Origin of the sequence: Kosakonia sp. SOY2, from assembly GCF_027109175.1 — a bacterium.
In the GTDB taxonomy this organism is placed as follows: Bacteria; Pseudomonadota; Gammaproteobacteria; order Enterobacterales; family Enterobacteriaceae; genus Kosakonia.
In genome coordinates this window covers 82,791-97,492 of sequence record NZ_JAPVXH010000004.1, presented here as the reverse complement: position 1 = coordinate 97,492, position 14,702 = coordinate 82,791, and the positions used below count along the sequence as shown (strand labels likewise).

Below are 14,702 nucleotides of genomic sequence, written 5' to 3'. Positions count from 1 at the left end.
TGCTCCTTAGCGTCCGGTACGGAAAACATCTTCGCAAGCCTGTTGCAGTGCGCTATCCGCCTGCGTATTGCATGTGCGCGTCCAACCCTGCATACCCTCGGCACTGTTCCACTGTGGCGTCATGACCACACTCAGCCCGTTCAGGCTCTCTTGCCCGGTCAGCGTGACGATGCCTTTTGCAACGCTCATGGCAGAAACATATCGCGTGGTTGTTGGCGCGGGGATGCCATTACTGCTGGCATCGCAGGTATCTAGGCCACCGCGCTCCAGCGCGCATAACTCGATTGCGGTGCGATAGGGGACATAGGCTTGCAGCATGTCGGTTAGCGCGGCTTTACGCAGGTAGTTTTGGTAGGCAGGAATACCGATAGCGCTCAAAATGGCAATGATGCCAATAACCACCATCAGCTCAATTAAGGTGAATCCTTGCTGTCTGTTCATAAACGGCTCCTTGTTTTGAGCCGCTACTCTGTCAGCCCCTGGACTGGCTGGCGAGACGCAAAAAGAAGAGTGGGAAAGAGGCTTCCAGCGTTGTTGATGAAATTGCAGTTCACAACAAAAAAGGTGCGAGTTAGCACGCAAAAAAAACGGGCCTGTGGCCCGTTCAAAAGTGAGGACTAACGAAAGCGCATTGACAGGTCGAGCGCGCGAACATGTTTGGTGAGTGCCCCGACCGAGATGTAATCAACACCGGTTTCGGCGTATTCGCGCAGGGTTTCCTGCGTCACGTTGCCGGAAACTTCCAGCCGTGCCTGACCATGGGTACGCTTCACGGCTTCGCGCATTTGTTCAGTGGCGAAGTTATCCAGCATGATGATGTCCGCGCCGGCTTTCAGGGCGTCATCCAGCTCTTCCAGCGATTCCACCTCGACTTCAACCGGCACATCCGGATGCATCCAGAAGGCTTGCTCAACAGCCTTACGTACAGAACCCGCAGCGATAATGTGGTTCTCTTTGATGAGGAATGCATCGGATAGACCCAGCCGATGGTTCGCACCGCCACCGCATAGCACCGCGTATTTCAGGGCGGTGCGCAGCCCCGGCAGCGTTTTGCGGGTATCCAGCAGCTGTGTTTTAGTACCGCTGAGTAGATCCACATAGCGGCGTACTTCGCTGGCGACACCGGAAAGTGTCTGGACAAAATTGAGCGCGGTACGCTCGCCGGTCAACAACACGCGCGAAGGGCCTTCAAGCTCAAATAGCGGCTGGTTAGCGTGAATCACGTCGCCATCCGCGACATGCCAGGTGATGGCGACATCATCGCCCGCCAGTTGAATAAAGACCTCTTCAACCCAGCGTTTGCCGCAGAATACGCCGTCTTCACGGGTGATGATCACCGCATGAGAGCGGTTCTCTGGCGGTAACAATTGCGCGGTAATGTCGTTATTTGCATCGACTTCTCCACCCAAGTCTTCACGCAGGGCCTGAGCCACGGCGGCGGGGATATCCAGCTCGATGCGTTCGAGCAGCGCGTCACGTCGGTGATCGGGGTTATAGCGGCGAGGCGGCATGATAAACTCCAAAAAGGGTAACGAATCACAAAGTTAGGTGATGTCCTGCTGGCAACGCCATTACGGGACACAGTGCAAACATGCTACTCTGAAGCGTGTTTCAGCACCATCCTCTATAAGGAGTTCCTTATGCAGTTACGCAAGGGCTGGCTGGTTGAGGCGCGGCATGTGCCGTCTCCCCATTTTGATTGCCGCCCGGACGATGAACAGCCTTCATTACTGGTGGTACATAATATTAGCTTGCCCCCCGGTAAATTTGGCGGCCCGTGGATAGACGCGCTGTTCACCGGCACGCTGGATGCCAGCGCCGATCCGTTCTTCGAAGAGATTGTTCATCTGCGCGTTTCCGCACACTGCCTGATTCGCCGTGATGGCGAGATTGTGCAGTATGTGCCTTTTGATAAACGCGCCTGGCATGCGGGCGTCTCTTCGTATCATGGGCGGGAACGCTGTAACGACTTTTCCATTGGTATCGAGCTTGAGGGCACCGATCATCTGCCTTATACCGATGCGCAATACCGCCAACTGGCGGCGGTGACACGAACGGTGATTGAGCTTTACCCGTCGATTGCCGACAATATGACCGGGCATAGCGATATCGCCCCCGAACGCAAGACCGATCCCGGGCCGGCTTTTGATTGGGCGAGATTTCGTGCGCTGGTTGCCGGTATGTCAGAAAAGGAGATGCCATGACGTTATTCACCCTGTTGCTGGTATTAGCAGCAGAACGGCTGTTTAAACTGGGCGAGCACTGGCAACTGGATCATCGGATGGAAGTGCTGTTCCGGCGGGTAAAACACTACTCGATGTTCAGAACGTTGCTGATGACCGCGCTGGCGATGCTGGTCACCTTCCTGATTTTGCGCGCATTGTATGGGCTGTTTTTCAATGTTCCGCTGCTGGTGGTGTGGATTTTGCTCGGCGTGTTGTGTATCGGCGCGGGTAAAGTGCGGCTGCACTATCACGCCTATCTGAAAGCGGCAGCGCGCAATGACGCACATGCTCACACGGCAATGGCGAATGAGCTGACGCTGATCCACGGCGTGCCGCCAGGCTGCGACGAGCGCGAGTTTCTGCGCGAGCTGCAAAACGCGCTGGTGTGGATCAACTTCCGTTTTTATCTCGCGCCAATGTTCTGGTTTATCGTCGGTGCGTCGTGGGGACCCGTGTTGCTGGTCGGTTACGCCTCATTGCGTGCGTGGCAATACTGGCTGGCGCGTTACAAAACGCCAAACGAGCGTCAGCAGTCTGGCATTGACGCCATTTTGCATCTGCTGGATTGGATACCGGTGCGCCTCGCGGGTGTGGTCTACGCGCTGGTCGGACACGGTGAAAAAGCGCTCCCGGCCTGGTTTGCCTCGTTGGGCGATCGCCATACTTCACAATACCAGGTGCTGACGCGTCTTGCGCAGTTCTCGCTGGCGCGCGAGCCGCACACCGATAAAGTCGAAACGCCGAAAGCCGCTGTCTCAATGGCGAAAAAAACGTCGCTGGTGCTGGTGGTCGTGGTGGCGCTGTTAACGATTTACGGCACGCTGATTTAACCGCGTGCCGCAGTATCACTGATTATCCGCTGCCGGGATGCCGAAATCGGGCATCCCGTTTTCTTGCCAGCGAATTGTTTTCAGGCGGGTATGGCGATTGGGATCGTAAAGCGGATCGCCTTCAATTTCGGTGTAATTCCGTGCGTGATAGACCAGCACATCTTCCCCTTCCGGCGTTTGCGTAAAACTGTTGTGCCCCGGGCCGTACTGGCGGTTTTCATAACTGGTTTTAAACACCGGCTGCGGCGATTTATGCCAGTTTTTGGGATCCTGCGGGTTGGCGGTGATATCGATCCACAACAAGCCCATACAGTAATTTTCGTCGGTGGCGCTGGCGGAATAACTCACAAAGAGTTTATCGCCGTGGAACAATACCGCCGGGCCTTCATTGACCAGAAAACCACGACACTCCCAGTCAAATTCCGGTTTGCTTAACATTACCGGTTCGCCTTTCAGCGTCCACGGGTTTTCCATTTCCGCCAGGTAGAGGTTGGAGTTCCCGGCAATATGCGGCGCTTTTTGCGCCCATAAATACCAGCGTTTCCCCTGATGCTCAAAGGTGGTGGCATCGAGCGCAAAGGTATCGAAAGGCGTTTTTACCTGGCCTTTTTCGACCCAGCGACCGCTGAGCGGATCGGCATCCGCGCACTCCAGAACGAACATGCGGTGCTGGAACATATTCAGCGCATCCAGCGCTTTGGTCGAGGTCGCGGCAAAGTAGAGATACCATTTGCTATCAATGTGATGCAGCTCCGGTGCCCAGATAAGCTCGCTCATTGGGCCGCTTTGCGGTTTGCGCCAGACTACCACGCCCTCGGCATCCCGCAGGCCTTCCAGCTTACTGGCGCGGCGGATCTCCAGCCGGTCATATTCCGGCACCGAGGCAACGAAGTAATACTCGCCTTGATGGCGCAGGATAAACGGGTCGGCGCGCTGTTCAATAAACGGGTTCGGCCAGTTATTCATTATGCATTCCTTACGTTATCGCCCGCCGGTAAATGCTGATTTTCGGTCAGTTCATGGTAGTTGACGCGGCGTTTTTCCAGATCCGCCTGAATCTGTTTCATCAATTCACGGTCGACTTTCAGTAAGCGCACCACGCCTGCGGTGATCAGGTAGCCGACGCCCGGAATAATGGTAAACAGCAGCATGATGCCGTTAATGGCGCTGGCGCTTTGCTGTTTGGCTCCGGCGTCATAGCCATACCAGGAGAGCAGGAAACCGACCATCGCCCCGGCAACTGCCAGCCCCACTTTCAGGAAGAACAGGTTGCCGGAGAAGCTCATACCGGTAATGCGTTTGCCGGTTTTCCACTCGCCGTAATCATCGACATCCGCCATCAGCGACCAGTGTAGCGGGGAAGGGATCTGATGCAGAATGTTCAGCAGGAAGTAGAGCACCACAATCAGCACCGTGGCGTGCGGGTCAAAGAAGTAAAAGGCGCAGGAGAAGACCGCCAGCACGATATTGGTCCAGAAGAAGACTTTCAGTTTACACCAGCGGTCGGTCAGCACTTTTGCCAGCATACTGCCGAGCATCATGCCGACCACGCCAAGGCTAATAAACATCGTCGCGAAATGGGTGCTTTCCCCCATCACCCAGGTGACGTAATACATGGTGGCCGCCATGCGGATAAAACCAGGGCAAACATTGCAGAGCGTCAGCAGGAGGATGCGCACCCACTGATCGTTTTTCCACACGTCTTTGAAATCTTTTTTCAGATCATCATTGGTTGGTACTGCCGGGCGGATACGTTCGCGCACGGTGGCAAAGCAGAACAGGAACATACACATGCCGATAAACGCCAGCACCGTCATCGCCATCTGGTAGCCTTTGGCTTTATCCGCACCGCCGAACCACTCGGCCATCGGCAGCAGCGTGAGCGACAACAGCAGGGTGGCAATACCGACCATCACAAAGCGATACGACTGGCAGGCAACGCGCTCTTTCGGGTCGTTAGTGATAACACCGCCCAGCGAGCAGTAGGGGATATTGATCGCGGTATAGGTCAGCGACAACAGGAAATAGGTGACAAAGGCATAGATAACTTTGCTGTTATAAGTCCATTCCGGCGTGGTGAACATCAGCACGCTGAAGACGGCGTAAGGTACGGCTATCCACAACAGCCACGGGCGAAAACGGCCATATTTACTTTGTGTCCGGTCAGCGAGCGCCCCCATTAGCGGGTCAGTCACCGCATCAATCACGCGAATCGACAGCAGTAATACCCCAACCAGCGCAGGTGCGAGGCCGAAGATATCAGTATAGAAATAGTTAACAAACAGCATGATAGCGCCAAAGATAATGTTGCATCCGGCGTCGCCCATGCCATAGCCAATCTTTTCTTTAACAGACAGTTTGTTGTTGTCCATTGCCGGTTCTCCCTTTGAGATATGGCATGAAGTATTTGTCTGTAAATTTTTGTTTGCGTAGCAGGATCAGGCCGCAGAGATGGACAAAATGGCTATGGGAAGGAAAGTGTGAGGAAGGTAACACAGTGATAACCCCCCTCTCTCGGGCGGGAGAGGGGGAGTGGGTAAGGATTAATGCGCTTTCACGGCATTGGCGTTTTTCTGTTTCAGCAGGTAGCCGACGCCGAGGATGGCAATCCACACCGGGATCAGATAGACGGAGATCGCCATGCCGTCTGTCATCAGCATGATCACCAGTACCGCTGCCATAAAGATCAGGCAGATCCAGTTCCCCAGCGGGTAGAACAGCGCCGGGAAACGCGGCGTAACCCCTTGCTGCTGCTTGGCGCGGCGAAAACGCATGTGCGCCAGGCTAATCATTGCCCAGTTGATCACCAGCGCGGAAACCACCAGCGCCATCAGCAGACCAAACGCGGATTCCGGGGCGAAGTAGTTGATCAGCACACACAGCGCGGTAAACAGCGCAGAGGTGATGATGGTGTTCACCGGCACGCCGCGTTTATCCACGTGTTGCAGTATTTTCGGCGCGTTGCCCTGTTTCGCCAGACCGAACAGCATACGGCTGTTGCAGTACACGCAGCTGTTATAAACAGAGAGCGCGGCAGTCAGCACCACAATGTTCAACGCGTTGGCCACAAACGAGTCACCCAGTTCATGGAAGATCAGCACAAACGGGCTGGTGTCAGCCGTAACACGCGTCCACGGCAGCAGGGAGAGCAGCACAGCCAGCGAACCCACATAGAAAATCAGAATGCGGTAGATAACCTGGTTGGTGGCTTTCGGAATGCTTTGTTCCGGGTTATCGGCTTCTGCGGCGGTGATCCCCACCAGTTCCAGACCACCGAAGGAGAACATGATGATCGCCATCATCATCACCAGCCCACCGATGCCGTGCGGCAGGAAACCGCCCTGTTCCCACAGGTTACGCACGGTGGCTTGGGGGCCAGCGCTGCCGCTAAACAGCAACCAGCCGCCAAATACGATCATCGCGACAACCGCGAAAACCTTAATAATGGCGAACCAGAACTCCATCTCACCAAACACTTTCACGTTGGTCAGGTTGATGGCGTTGATAATGACAAAGAATACGGCGGCGGAAACCCATGTTGGAATTTCTGGCCACCAGAACTGCACATATTTTCCGACGGCGGTAAGCTCCGCCATCGCCACCAGCACGTACAGCACCCAGTAGTTCCAGCCGGAAGCAAAGCCTGCAAAGTTGCCCCAATATTTGTAAGCGAAGTGGCTGAATGAGCCTGCTACCGGCTCTTCAACCACCATTTCGCCAAGCTGGCGCATGATGAGAAACGCGATAAAACCGGCAATGGCATAACCCAGAATTATCCCCGGACCGGCAGATTGAATGACGGATGCGCTGCCCAGAAACAGGCCAGTCCCAATAGCGCCACCCAGCGCGATAAGCTGAATGTGGCGGTTCTTAAGGCCGCGCTTTAGCTGATCGCCGTGCTGTTGACCTTCCATTATGAAACCTCGTGTGTGGTTGTTATTTGTACGCTGCGGTTTGCGTGTAATAAATAAATTCCGTTTTTTGTATTTTTTTGTTTACGAAATGTCGACGTGTTTTTTCGTCAATCCCTTTCATAGGGCTCAGAATAGTGATAAGTGCGCGGGAATGCATCTGCTTTATGAAACTCTGATGACGAGCGGATAAAAAAGAAACCGTTTCTGCGTACCCCATCTACTCCCTCAATGGCCTTATTTCTTTGTTTTATGCGCATTAAAAGAATATTTATTCATATATTGGCGAACTGAATCGGTTCATATGCCTTAATTGGCGTTTCAGGAAAGTTAAAACTGCCTCTTTCGTGGTAAACGAGGCATTTGTGCAAGGTTACATCTTTGAAACGCTATTTCTGTAACATTGTTAAAATGTGCGTGGTTTCCTGATTTCAATCAAAACCTGTATGGACAGAAGGTGAATACTTTGTTACTTTAGCGTCAAGAACATGAAATTGGTAAGACCAATTTACTCCGGGCGAGTGGTAGAGACAGGGAACAATGGCCTACAGCAAAATCCGCCAACCAAAACTTTCCGATGTGATTGAGCAGCAACTGGAGTTTTTGATTCTCGAAGGTACGTTGCGTCCCGGCGAGAAACTGCCTCCAGAGCGCGAACTGGCCAAACAGTTCGATGTTTCTCGTCCTTCACTGCGCGAGGCCATTCAGCGCCTCGAAGCGAAAGGCCTGCTCCTTCGTCGCCAGGGTGGCGGTACTTTTGTCCAAAGCAGTCTGTGGCAAAGCTTCAGCGATCCGCTGGTTGAGCTTCTGGCCGATCATCCCGAATCCCAGTTTGACCTGCTTGAAACCCGCCACGCGCTGGAAGGCATTGCTGCATATTACGCGGCGCTGCGCAGCACCGATGAAGACAAAGCGCGGATCAGCGAGCTGCACCAGGCCATTGAGCGGGCGCAGCAGTCCGGGGATTTGGACGCGGAATCCAGTGCCGTCGTGCAGTATCAAATAGCCGTAACCGAGGCGGCACATAATGTTGTGCTGCTTCATCTGCTACGCTGCATGGAGCCCATGTTGGCGCAAAACGTTCGTCAGAACTTTGAATTGCTGTACGCGCGCCGCGAAATGCTGCCGCTTGTCAGCAACCATCGCTCGAGTATTTTCGCGGCGATCATGGCCGGGAAGCCGGAAGAGGCGCGTGAAGCGTCGCACCGTCACCTGGCGTTTATTGAAGAGATTTTGCTGGATCGTAGCCGTGAGCAGAGCCGTCGTGAACGCTCGCTTCGCCGGTTAGAGCAGAGAAAGAATTAAGATTTTCTGGTGCAGGTTGTACCGGAAGAGTTGTAACACCAGCGCCAAACTTTAGAGCGCGGCAACTAAACGCAGAACCTGTCTTATTGCACTTTTGTGGTTTGAACGAAAAGGCATGAGAATGCAATGGGACAGGTTCCAGACAAATCAACGTATTAGATAGATAAGGAATACCCCCCATGTCAGAACGTTTCCAAAATGACGTGGATCCGATCGAAACTCGCGACTGGCAACAGGCGATCGAATCGGTCATCCGTGAAGAAGGTGTTGAGCGTGCTCAGTATCTGATTGACCAGCTCCTTTCTGAAGCCCGCAAAGGCGGTGTGAAAGTGGCAGCTGGCACAGGGGCGAGCAACTATGTAAACACTATTGCCGTTGAAGATGAACCGGAATACCCGGGCAATCTGGAACTGGAACGCCGCATTCGTTCAGCTATCCGCTGGAACGCCATCATGACGGTTCTGCGCGCGTCCAAAAAAGACCTTGAGCTGGGCGGCCACATGGCGTCCTTCCAGTCTTCCGCGACCGTTTATGAAGTTTGCTTCAACCACTTCTTCCGCGCGCGTAACGAGAAAGACGGCGGCGACCTGGTGTACTTCCAGGGCCACATCTCTCCGGGCATCTACGCACGTGCATTCCTGGAAGGTCGTCTGACTGAAGAGCAGATGAACAACTTCCGTCAGGAAGTTCACGGTAAAGGCCTCTCCTCTTACCCGCACCCGAAACTGATGCCGGAATTCTGGCAGTTCCCGACCGTATCCATGGGCCTGGGCCCGATTGGTGCGATCTATCAGGCGAAGTTCCTGAAATATCTGGAACACCGTGGTCTGAAAGATACCTCTGAGCAAACCGTTTACGCCTTCCTCGGCGACGGTGAGATGGATGAGCCGGAATCCAAAGGCGCTATCACCATCGCCACCCGTGAAAAACTGGACAACCTGTGCTTCATCATCAACTGTAACCTGCAGCGTCTGGATGGCCCGGTAACCGGTAACGGCAAAATCATCAACGAACTGGAAGGCATCTTCGCAGGTGCTGGCTGGAACGTTATCAAGGTGATGTGGGGCGGTCGTTGGGATGAGCTGCTGCGTAAAGATACCAGCGGTAAACTGATCCAGCTGATGAACGAAACCGTCGACGGCGATTACCAGACCTTCAAATCCAAAGATGGCGCGTATGTGCGTGAGCACTTCTTCGGTAAATACCCGGAAACCGCAGCGCTGGTTGCAGACTGGACTGATGAGCAGATCTGGGCCCTGAACCGTGGCGGCCACGATCCGAAGAAAGTTTACGCGGCACTGAAAAAAGCGCGTGAAACCAAAGGTAAAGCGACTGTTATCCTGGCCCACACCATCAAAGGTTACGGCATGGGCGATACCGCAGAAGGTAAAAACATCGCTCACCAGGTTAAGAAAATGAACATGGACGGCGTGCGTTATATCCGCGATCGTTTCAATGTTCCGGTTACCGATGAGCAGGTTGAAAACCTCTCTTACATCACCTTCCCGGAAGGTTCTGAAGAGCACAAATACCTGCACGAACGTCGTCAGGCGCTGAAAGGCTACCTGCCGTCTCGTCAGCCGAACTTCACCGAAAAACTGGATCTGCCTGCGCTGGAAGACTTCTCCCAACTGCTGGAAGAGCAGAATAAAGAGATCTCCACCACTATCGCTTTCGTGCGTGCCCTGAACGTGATGCTGAAGAACAAGTCGATCAAAGATCGCCTGGTGCCGATCATCGCCGACGAAGCGCGTACCTTCGGTATGGAAGGTCTGTTCCGTCAGATTGGTATTTACAGCCCGAACGGCCAGCAGTACACCCCGCAGGACCGTGAGCAGGTTGCTTACTACAAAGAAGACGAGAAAGGTCAGATCCTGCAGGAAGGCATCAACGAACTGGGTGCTGGCGCATCCTGGCTGGCGGCTGCGACTTCTTACAGCACCAACAACCTGCCGATGATCCCGTTCTACATCTACTACTCCATGTTCGGGTTCCAGCGTATCGGTGACCTGTGCTGGCAGGCTGGCGACCAGCAGGCTCGTGGCTTCCTGATCGGTGGTACTTCTGGTCGTACGACCCTGAACGGCGAAGGTCTGCAGCACGAAGATGGTCACAGCCATATTCAGTCGCTGACTATCCCGAACTGTATCTCTTACGACCCGTCTTACGCGTACGAAGTGGCAGTCATCATGCATGACGGTCTGCAACGTATGTACGGTGAAGCGCAAGAGAACATTTACTACTACATCACCACGCTGAACGAAAACTACCACATGCCGGCGATGCCGGAAGGTGCCGAGGAAGGTATCCGCAAAGGTATCTACAAACTCGAAACCGTTGCCGGTAGCAAAGGTAAAGTTCAGCTGCTGGGCTCCGGTTCTATCCTGCGTCACGTGCGTGAAGCAGCGCAGATCCTGGCGAACGACTACGGCGTGGGCTCTGACGTGTACAGCGTCACCTCCTTCACTGAACTGGCGCGTGATGGCCAGGATTGTGAGCGCTGGAACATGCTGCACCCGCTGGAAACGCCGCGCGTTCCGTACATCGCTCAGGTGATGAACGGCGCACCGGCTGTGGCATCAACTGACTATATGAAACTGTTCGCCGAGCAGGTTCGTACTTACGTACCGGCTGATGACTACCGCGTACTGGGTACTGATGGCTTCGGTCGCTCCGACAGCCGTGAAAATCTGCGTCACCACTTCGAAGTTGATGCTTCTTACGTGGTGGTTGCAGCACTGGGCGAACTGGCTAAACGTGGCGAAATCGACAAGAAAGTGGTGGCGGAAGCAATCACCAAATTCAACATCGATGCAGAAAAAGTTAACCCGCGTCTGGCGTAAGAGGTAAAGAGATAATGGCTATCGAAATCAAAGTACCGGACATCGGGTCTGATGAAGTTGAAATCACCGAGATTCTGGTCAAAGTGGGCGACACCGTTTCCGCTGAACAGTCGCTGATCACCGTAGAAGGCGACAAAGCCTCTATGGAAGTTCCGTCTCCGCAGGCTGGCGTTGTTAAAGAGATCAAAGTCTCTGTTGGCGACAAAACCGAGACGGGCAAACTGATCATGATTTTCGATTCCGCCGATGGTGCAGCAGCCGCTGCACCTGCTCCGGCAGAAGAGAAGAAAGAAGCCGCTCCGGCCGCTGCTGCGCCAGCAACCGCGGCAGCGAAAGAAGTGAACGTCCCTGACATCGGCGGTGACGAAGTTGAAGTCACCGAAATTCTGGTGAAAGTGGGCGACACCGTTGCGGCAGAACAGTCTCTGATCACCGTAGAGGGCGACAAAGCCTCTATGGAAGTTCCGGCGCCGTTCGCAGGCACCGTGAAAGAGATCAAAATCAACACCGGCGACAAAGTCTCTACCGGCTCGCTGATCATGATCTTCGAAGTGGCGGGTGCTGCACCTGCTGCGGCTCCGGCTCAGGCAGCCGCTCCGGCTCAGGCAGCCGCTCCGGCTCAGGCAGCCGCTCCGGCTGCGGGGAGCGCACCGGCAGCTGCGGCTGGCGCGAAAGAAGTCAACGTACCTGACATCGGCGGTGACGAAGTAGAAGTGACCGAAGTGCTGGTGAAAGTGGGTGACAAAGTCTCCGCTGAACAGTCTCTGATCACCGTAGAAGGCGACAAAGCCTCTATGGAAGTCCCGGCACCGTTCGCCGGTGTTGTTAAAGAGCTGAAAGTGAACGTGGGCGACAAAGTCTCCACAGGCTCGCTGATCATGGTATTCGAAGTGGAAGGCGCTGCGCCTGCCGCGGCTCCGGCTGCCGCTCCGGCATCTGCTGCTGCCCCGGCTCAGGCTCAGGCTGCTAAACCTGCTGCGGCACCGGCTGCGAAAGCAGAAGGTAAATCTGACTTCGCGGAAAACGACGCTTACGTCCACGCTACTCCGCTGATCCGCCGCCTGGCGCGCGAATTCGGCGTTAACCTGGCAAAAGTGAAAGGCACCGGTCGTAAAGGCCGTATCCTGCGCGAAGACGTTCAGGCTTACGTGAAAGACGCAGTGAAACGCGCTGAATCCGCACCTGCCGCTGGCGCGACTGGCGGTTCTCTGCCGGGTCTGCTGCCGTGGCCGAAAGTGGACTTCAGCAAGTTCGGCGAAATCGAAGAAGTGGAACTGGGCCGTATCCAGAAAATCTCTGGTGCGAACCTGAGCCGTAACTGGGTGATGATCCCGCACGTTACGCACTTCGACAAAACCGATATCACCGATCTGGAAGCGTTCCGTAAACAGCAGAACGCCGAAGCTGAGAAGCGCAAACTGGATGTGAAATTCACCCCGGTTGTCTTCATCATGAAAGCCGTCGCTGCCGCGCTTGAACAAATGCCACGCTTCAACAGCTCGCTGTCTGAAGACGGTCAGCGCCTGACACTGAAGAAATACATCAACATCGGTGTTGCGGTGGATACCCCGAACGGTCTGGTTGTTCCGGTCTTTAAAGACGTGAACAAGAAGAGCGTTACCGAGCTGTCCCGCGAACTGACGGTGATTTCCAAGAAAGCGCGTGACGGTAAGCTGACCGCAGGCGAAATGCAGGGCGGTTGCTTCACCATCTCCAGCATCGGCGGCCTGGGAACTACCCACTTCGCGCCGATTGTGAACGCGCCGGAAGTCGCTATCCTGGGCGTCTCCAAATCTGCAATGGAGCCGGTCTGGAACGGTAAAGAGTTCGTACCGCGTTTGATGATGCCGATTTCGCTCTCCTTCGACCACCGTGTGATTGACGGTGCTGATGGGGCGCGTTTTATCACCATCATCAATAACATGCTGTCTGACATTCGCCGTCTGGTGATGTAATCGAAGAAGCCGGCCTGACGGCCGGCTTTTTTCTGGTAATCTCATAGGGCTGTTGGGGTTATCAGGGGCAAAAGGACAAATCGTTTGCCGTTTGTTGTTTCAAAATTGTTAACAATTTTGTAAACTGCGGGCGGATAGAACGTCCCGGTGGATGAAGGGCGACATGAAGTACCCCTGACCGCCGGAAATCAATAAGAGGTCATGATGAGTACTGAAATCAAAACTCAGGTCGTGGTACTTGGGGCAGGCCCGGCAGGTTACTCTGCTGCCTTCCGTTGCGCTGATTTAGGTCTGGAAACCGTCATCGTTGAACGTTACAACACTCTCGGCGGTGTTTGTCTGAACGTGGGTTGTATCCCTTCTAAAGCGCTGCTGCACGTTGCAAAAGTTATCGAAGAAGCCAAAGCGCTGGCTGAACACGGTATCGTCTTCGGCGAGCCGAAAACCGATATCGACAAGATTCGTACCTGGAAAGAGAAAGTTATCACTCAGCTGACCGGCGGTCTGGCGGGTATGGCCAAAGGCCGTAAAGTGAAAGTGGTTAACGGTCTGGGTAAATTCACCGGGGCGAACACCCTGGAAGTGGAAGGCGAAAACGGCAAAACCGTGATCAACTTCGACAACGCTATCATCGCGGCGGGTTCCCGTCCGATCCAGTTGCCGTTCATTCCGCATGAAGATCCGCGCGTATGGGATTCTACCGACGCCCTGGAACTGAAATCCGTACCGAAACGCCTGCTGGTTATGGGCGGCGGTATCATCGGTCTGGAAATGGGTACTGTGTACCATGCGCTGGGTTCAGAGATTGACGTGGTTGAAATGTTCGACCAGGTTATCCCGGCCGCAGACAAAGACATCGTTAAAGTCTTCACCAAACGCATCGGTAAGAAATTCAACCTGATGCTGGAAACCAAAGTGACCGCCGTTGAAGCGAAAGAAGACGGCATTTACGTTTCCATGGAAGGCAAAAAAGCCCCTGCTGAAGCGCAGCGTTACGACGCCGTGCTGGTGGCTATCGGCCGTGTGCCGAACGGTAAAAACCTCGACGCTGGCAAAGCAGGCGTGGAAGTGGACGACCGCGGCTTTATCCGTGTTGATAAACAGCTGCGCACCAACGTGCCGCACATCTTCGCTATCGGCGATATCGTCGGTCAGCCGATGCTGGCGCACAAAGGCGTGCATGAAGGCCACGTGGCCGCTGAAGTTATCGCCGGTAAGAAACACTACTTCGATCCGAAAGTTATCCCGTCTATCGCCTACACCGAGCCGGAAGTTGCATGGGTGGGTCTGACCGAGAAAGAAGCGAAAGAGAAAGGCATCAGCTACGAAACCGCCACCTTCCCGTGGGCTGCTTCCGGCCGTGCTATCGCTTCTGACTGCGCTGACGGTATGACCAAACTGATTTTCGACAAAGAGACGCACCGTGTTATCGGTGGCGCGATTGTCGGCACCAACGGCGGCGAGCTGCTGGGTGAAATCGGTCTGGCTATCGAAATGGGCTGTGATGCGGAAGACATTGCGCTGACCATTCACGCGCACCCGACGCTGCATGAATCCGTCGGTCTGGCGGCTGAAGTGTTCGAAGGTAGCATTACCGACCTGCCGAACCCGAAAGCGAAGAAAAAGTAAGTTT

Annotated in this window: 11 protein-coding genes; 6 read left to right on the top strand and 5 right to left on the bottom strand. The window is 54.5% G+C overall.

Annotation, left to right across the window (positions count from 1 at the left end):
• Positions 1-6 precede the first annotated feature (6 nt).
• Positions 7-441: a prepilin peptidase-dependent pilin gene (gene ppdD / locus O3S68_RS19150; RefSeq protein WP_020456560.1), complete on the bottom strand. Its 435-nt coding sequence runs from the start codon at positions 439-441 to the stop codon at positions 7-9.
• Positions 442-617: 176 nt separating this feature from the next.
• The gene (gene nadC / locus O3S68_RS19145; protein WP_044489563.1) at positions 618-1,511 is read right to left on the bottom strand and encodes a carboxylating nicotinate-nucleotide diphosphorylase; all 894 of its coding nucleotides are present in this window, start codon (positions 1,509-1,511) and stop codon (positions 618-620) included.
• Positions 1,512-1,640: 129 nt separating this feature from the next.
• Between nadC and ampD the strand changes: the two genes are divergently transcribed.
• Both ampD and ampE read left to right on the top strand, forming a co-directional pair.
• Positions 1,641-2,204 carry a 1,6-anhydro-N-acetylmuramyl-L-alanine amidase AmpD gene (gene ampD / locus O3S68_RS19140; RefSeq protein ID WP_020456562.1) on the top strand — a complete coding sequence of 188 codons (564 nt, stop codon included), beginning with the start codon at positions 1,641-1,643 and terminating at the stop codon, positions 2,202-2,204.
• Entirely contained in the window at positions 2,201-3,055 is an 855-nt protein-coding gene (gene ampE / locus O3S68_RS19135) for a beta-lactamase regulator AmpE (RefSeq protein ID WP_020456563.1), read from the top strand. The genes ampD and ampE overlap by 4 nt, the downstream gene beginning before the upstream one ends.
• Before the next feature lie 15 nt (positions 3,056-3,070).
• On the opposite strand, the gene O3S68_RS19130 is transcribed toward ampE, so the two are convergent.
• The 3 genes from O3S68_RS19130 to aroP form a co-directional block, all read right to left on the bottom strand.
• The gene (locus tag O3S68_RS19130) at positions 3,071-4,021 is read right to left on the bottom strand and encodes a glycoside hydrolase family 43 protein (protein WP_269232229.1); all 951 of its coding nucleotides are present in this window, start codon (positions 4,019-4,021) and stop codon (positions 3,071-3,073) included.
• A complete protein-coding gene (locus O3S68_RS19125) occupies positions 4,021-5,427 on the bottom strand; it encodes a glycoside-pentoside-hexuronide (GPH):cation symporter (protein WP_269232228.1) in 1,407 nt (468 codons plus the stop codon). Before O3S68_RS19125 ends, O3S68_RS19130 begins: the two co-directional genes overlap by 1 nt.
• Positions 5,428-5,598: 171 nt before the next feature.
• The gene (aroP, locus tag O3S68_RS19120; RefSeq protein WP_114413861.1) at positions 5,599-6,972 is read right to left on the bottom strand and encodes an aromatic amino acid transporter AroP; all 1,374 of its coding nucleotides are present in this window, start codon (positions 6,970-6,972) and stop codon (positions 5,599-5,601) included.
• Positions 6,973-7,506: 534 nt separating this feature from the next.
• On the opposite strand from aroP, the gene pdhR reads away from it, so the two are divergent.
• The 4 genes from pdhR (at position 7,507) to lpdA (ending at position 14,698) form a co-directional block, all read left to right on the top strand.
• Positions 7,507-8,271 carry a pyruvate dehydrogenase complex transcriptional repressor PdhR gene (gene pdhR / locus O3S68_RS19115; protein WP_017457950.1) on the top strand — a complete coding sequence of 255 codons (765 nt, stop codon included), beginning with the start codon at positions 7,507-7,509 and terminating at the stop codon, positions 8,269-8,271.
• A gap of 179 nt (positions 8,272-8,450) precedes the next feature.
• Positions 8,451-11,114, top strand: coding sequence for a pyruvate dehydrogenase (acetyl-transferring), homodimeric type (aceE, locus tag O3S68_RS19110; RefSeq protein WP_269232227.1), 2,664 nt, complete (start codon positions 8,451-8,453; stop codon positions 11,112-11,114).
• Between the two features lie 14 nt (positions 11,115-11,128).
• Positions 11,129-13,069, top strand: a complete 1,941-nt coding sequence (gene aceF / locus O3S68_RS19105) for a pyruvate dehydrogenase complex dihydrolipoyllysine-residue acetyltransferase (protein ID WP_269232226.1) — start codon at positions 11,129-11,131, stop codon at positions 13,067-13,069.
• Between the two features lie 204 nt (positions 13,070-13,273).
• Positions 13,274-14,698 carry a dihydrolipoyl dehydrogenase gene (lpdA, locus tag O3S68_RS19100; RefSeq protein ID WP_025263731.1) on the top strand — a complete coding sequence of 475 codons (1,425 nt, stop codon included), beginning with the start codon at positions 13,274-13,276 and terminating at the stop codon, positions 14,696-14,698.
• The last annotated feature ends 4 nt before the right edge of the window (positions 14,699-14,702 follow it).

Excerpts from the sequence above, each read along its gene's own strand:
- ampE (WP_020456563.1), top strand. The coding sequence starts at position 2,201 with ATGACGTTATTCACCCTGTTGCTGGTATTAGCAGCAGAACGGCTGTTT.
- ppdD (WP_020456560.1), bottom strand. The coding sequence starts at position 441 with ATGAACAGACAGCAAGGATTCACCTTAATTGAGCTGATGGTGGTTATT.
- lpdA (WP_025263731.1), top strand. The coding sequence starts at position 13,274 with ATGAGTACTGAAATCAAAACTCAGGTCGTGGTACTTGGGGCAGGCCCG.
- ampD (WP_020456562.1), top strand. The coding sequence starts at position 1,641 with ATGCAGTTACGCAAGGGCTGGCTGGTTGAGGCGCGGCATGTGCCGTCT.
- pdhR (WP_017457950.1), top strand. The coding sequence starts at position 7,507 with ATGGCCTACAGCAAAATCCGCCAACCAAAACTTTCCGATGTGATTGAG.
- aceE (WP_269232227.1), top strand. The coding sequence starts at position 8,451 with ATGTCAGAACGTTTCCAAAATGACGTGGATCCGATCGAAACTCGCGAC.
- aceF (WP_269232226.1), top strand. The coding sequence starts at position 11,129 with ATGGCTATCGAAATCAAAGTACCGGACATCGGGTCTGATGAAGTTGAA.
- nadC (WP_044489563.1), bottom strand. The coding sequence starts at position 1,511 with ATGCCGCCTCGCCGCTATAACCCCGATCACCGACGTGACGCGCTGCTC.
- O3S68_RS19130 (WP_269232229.1), bottom strand. The coding sequence starts at position 4,021 with ATGAATAACTGGCCGAACCCGTTTATTGAACAGCGCGCCGACCCGTTT.
- O3S68_RS19125 (WP_269232228.1), bottom strand. The coding sequence starts at position 5,427 with ATGGACAACAACAAACTGTCTGTTAAAGAAAAGATTGGCTATGGCATG.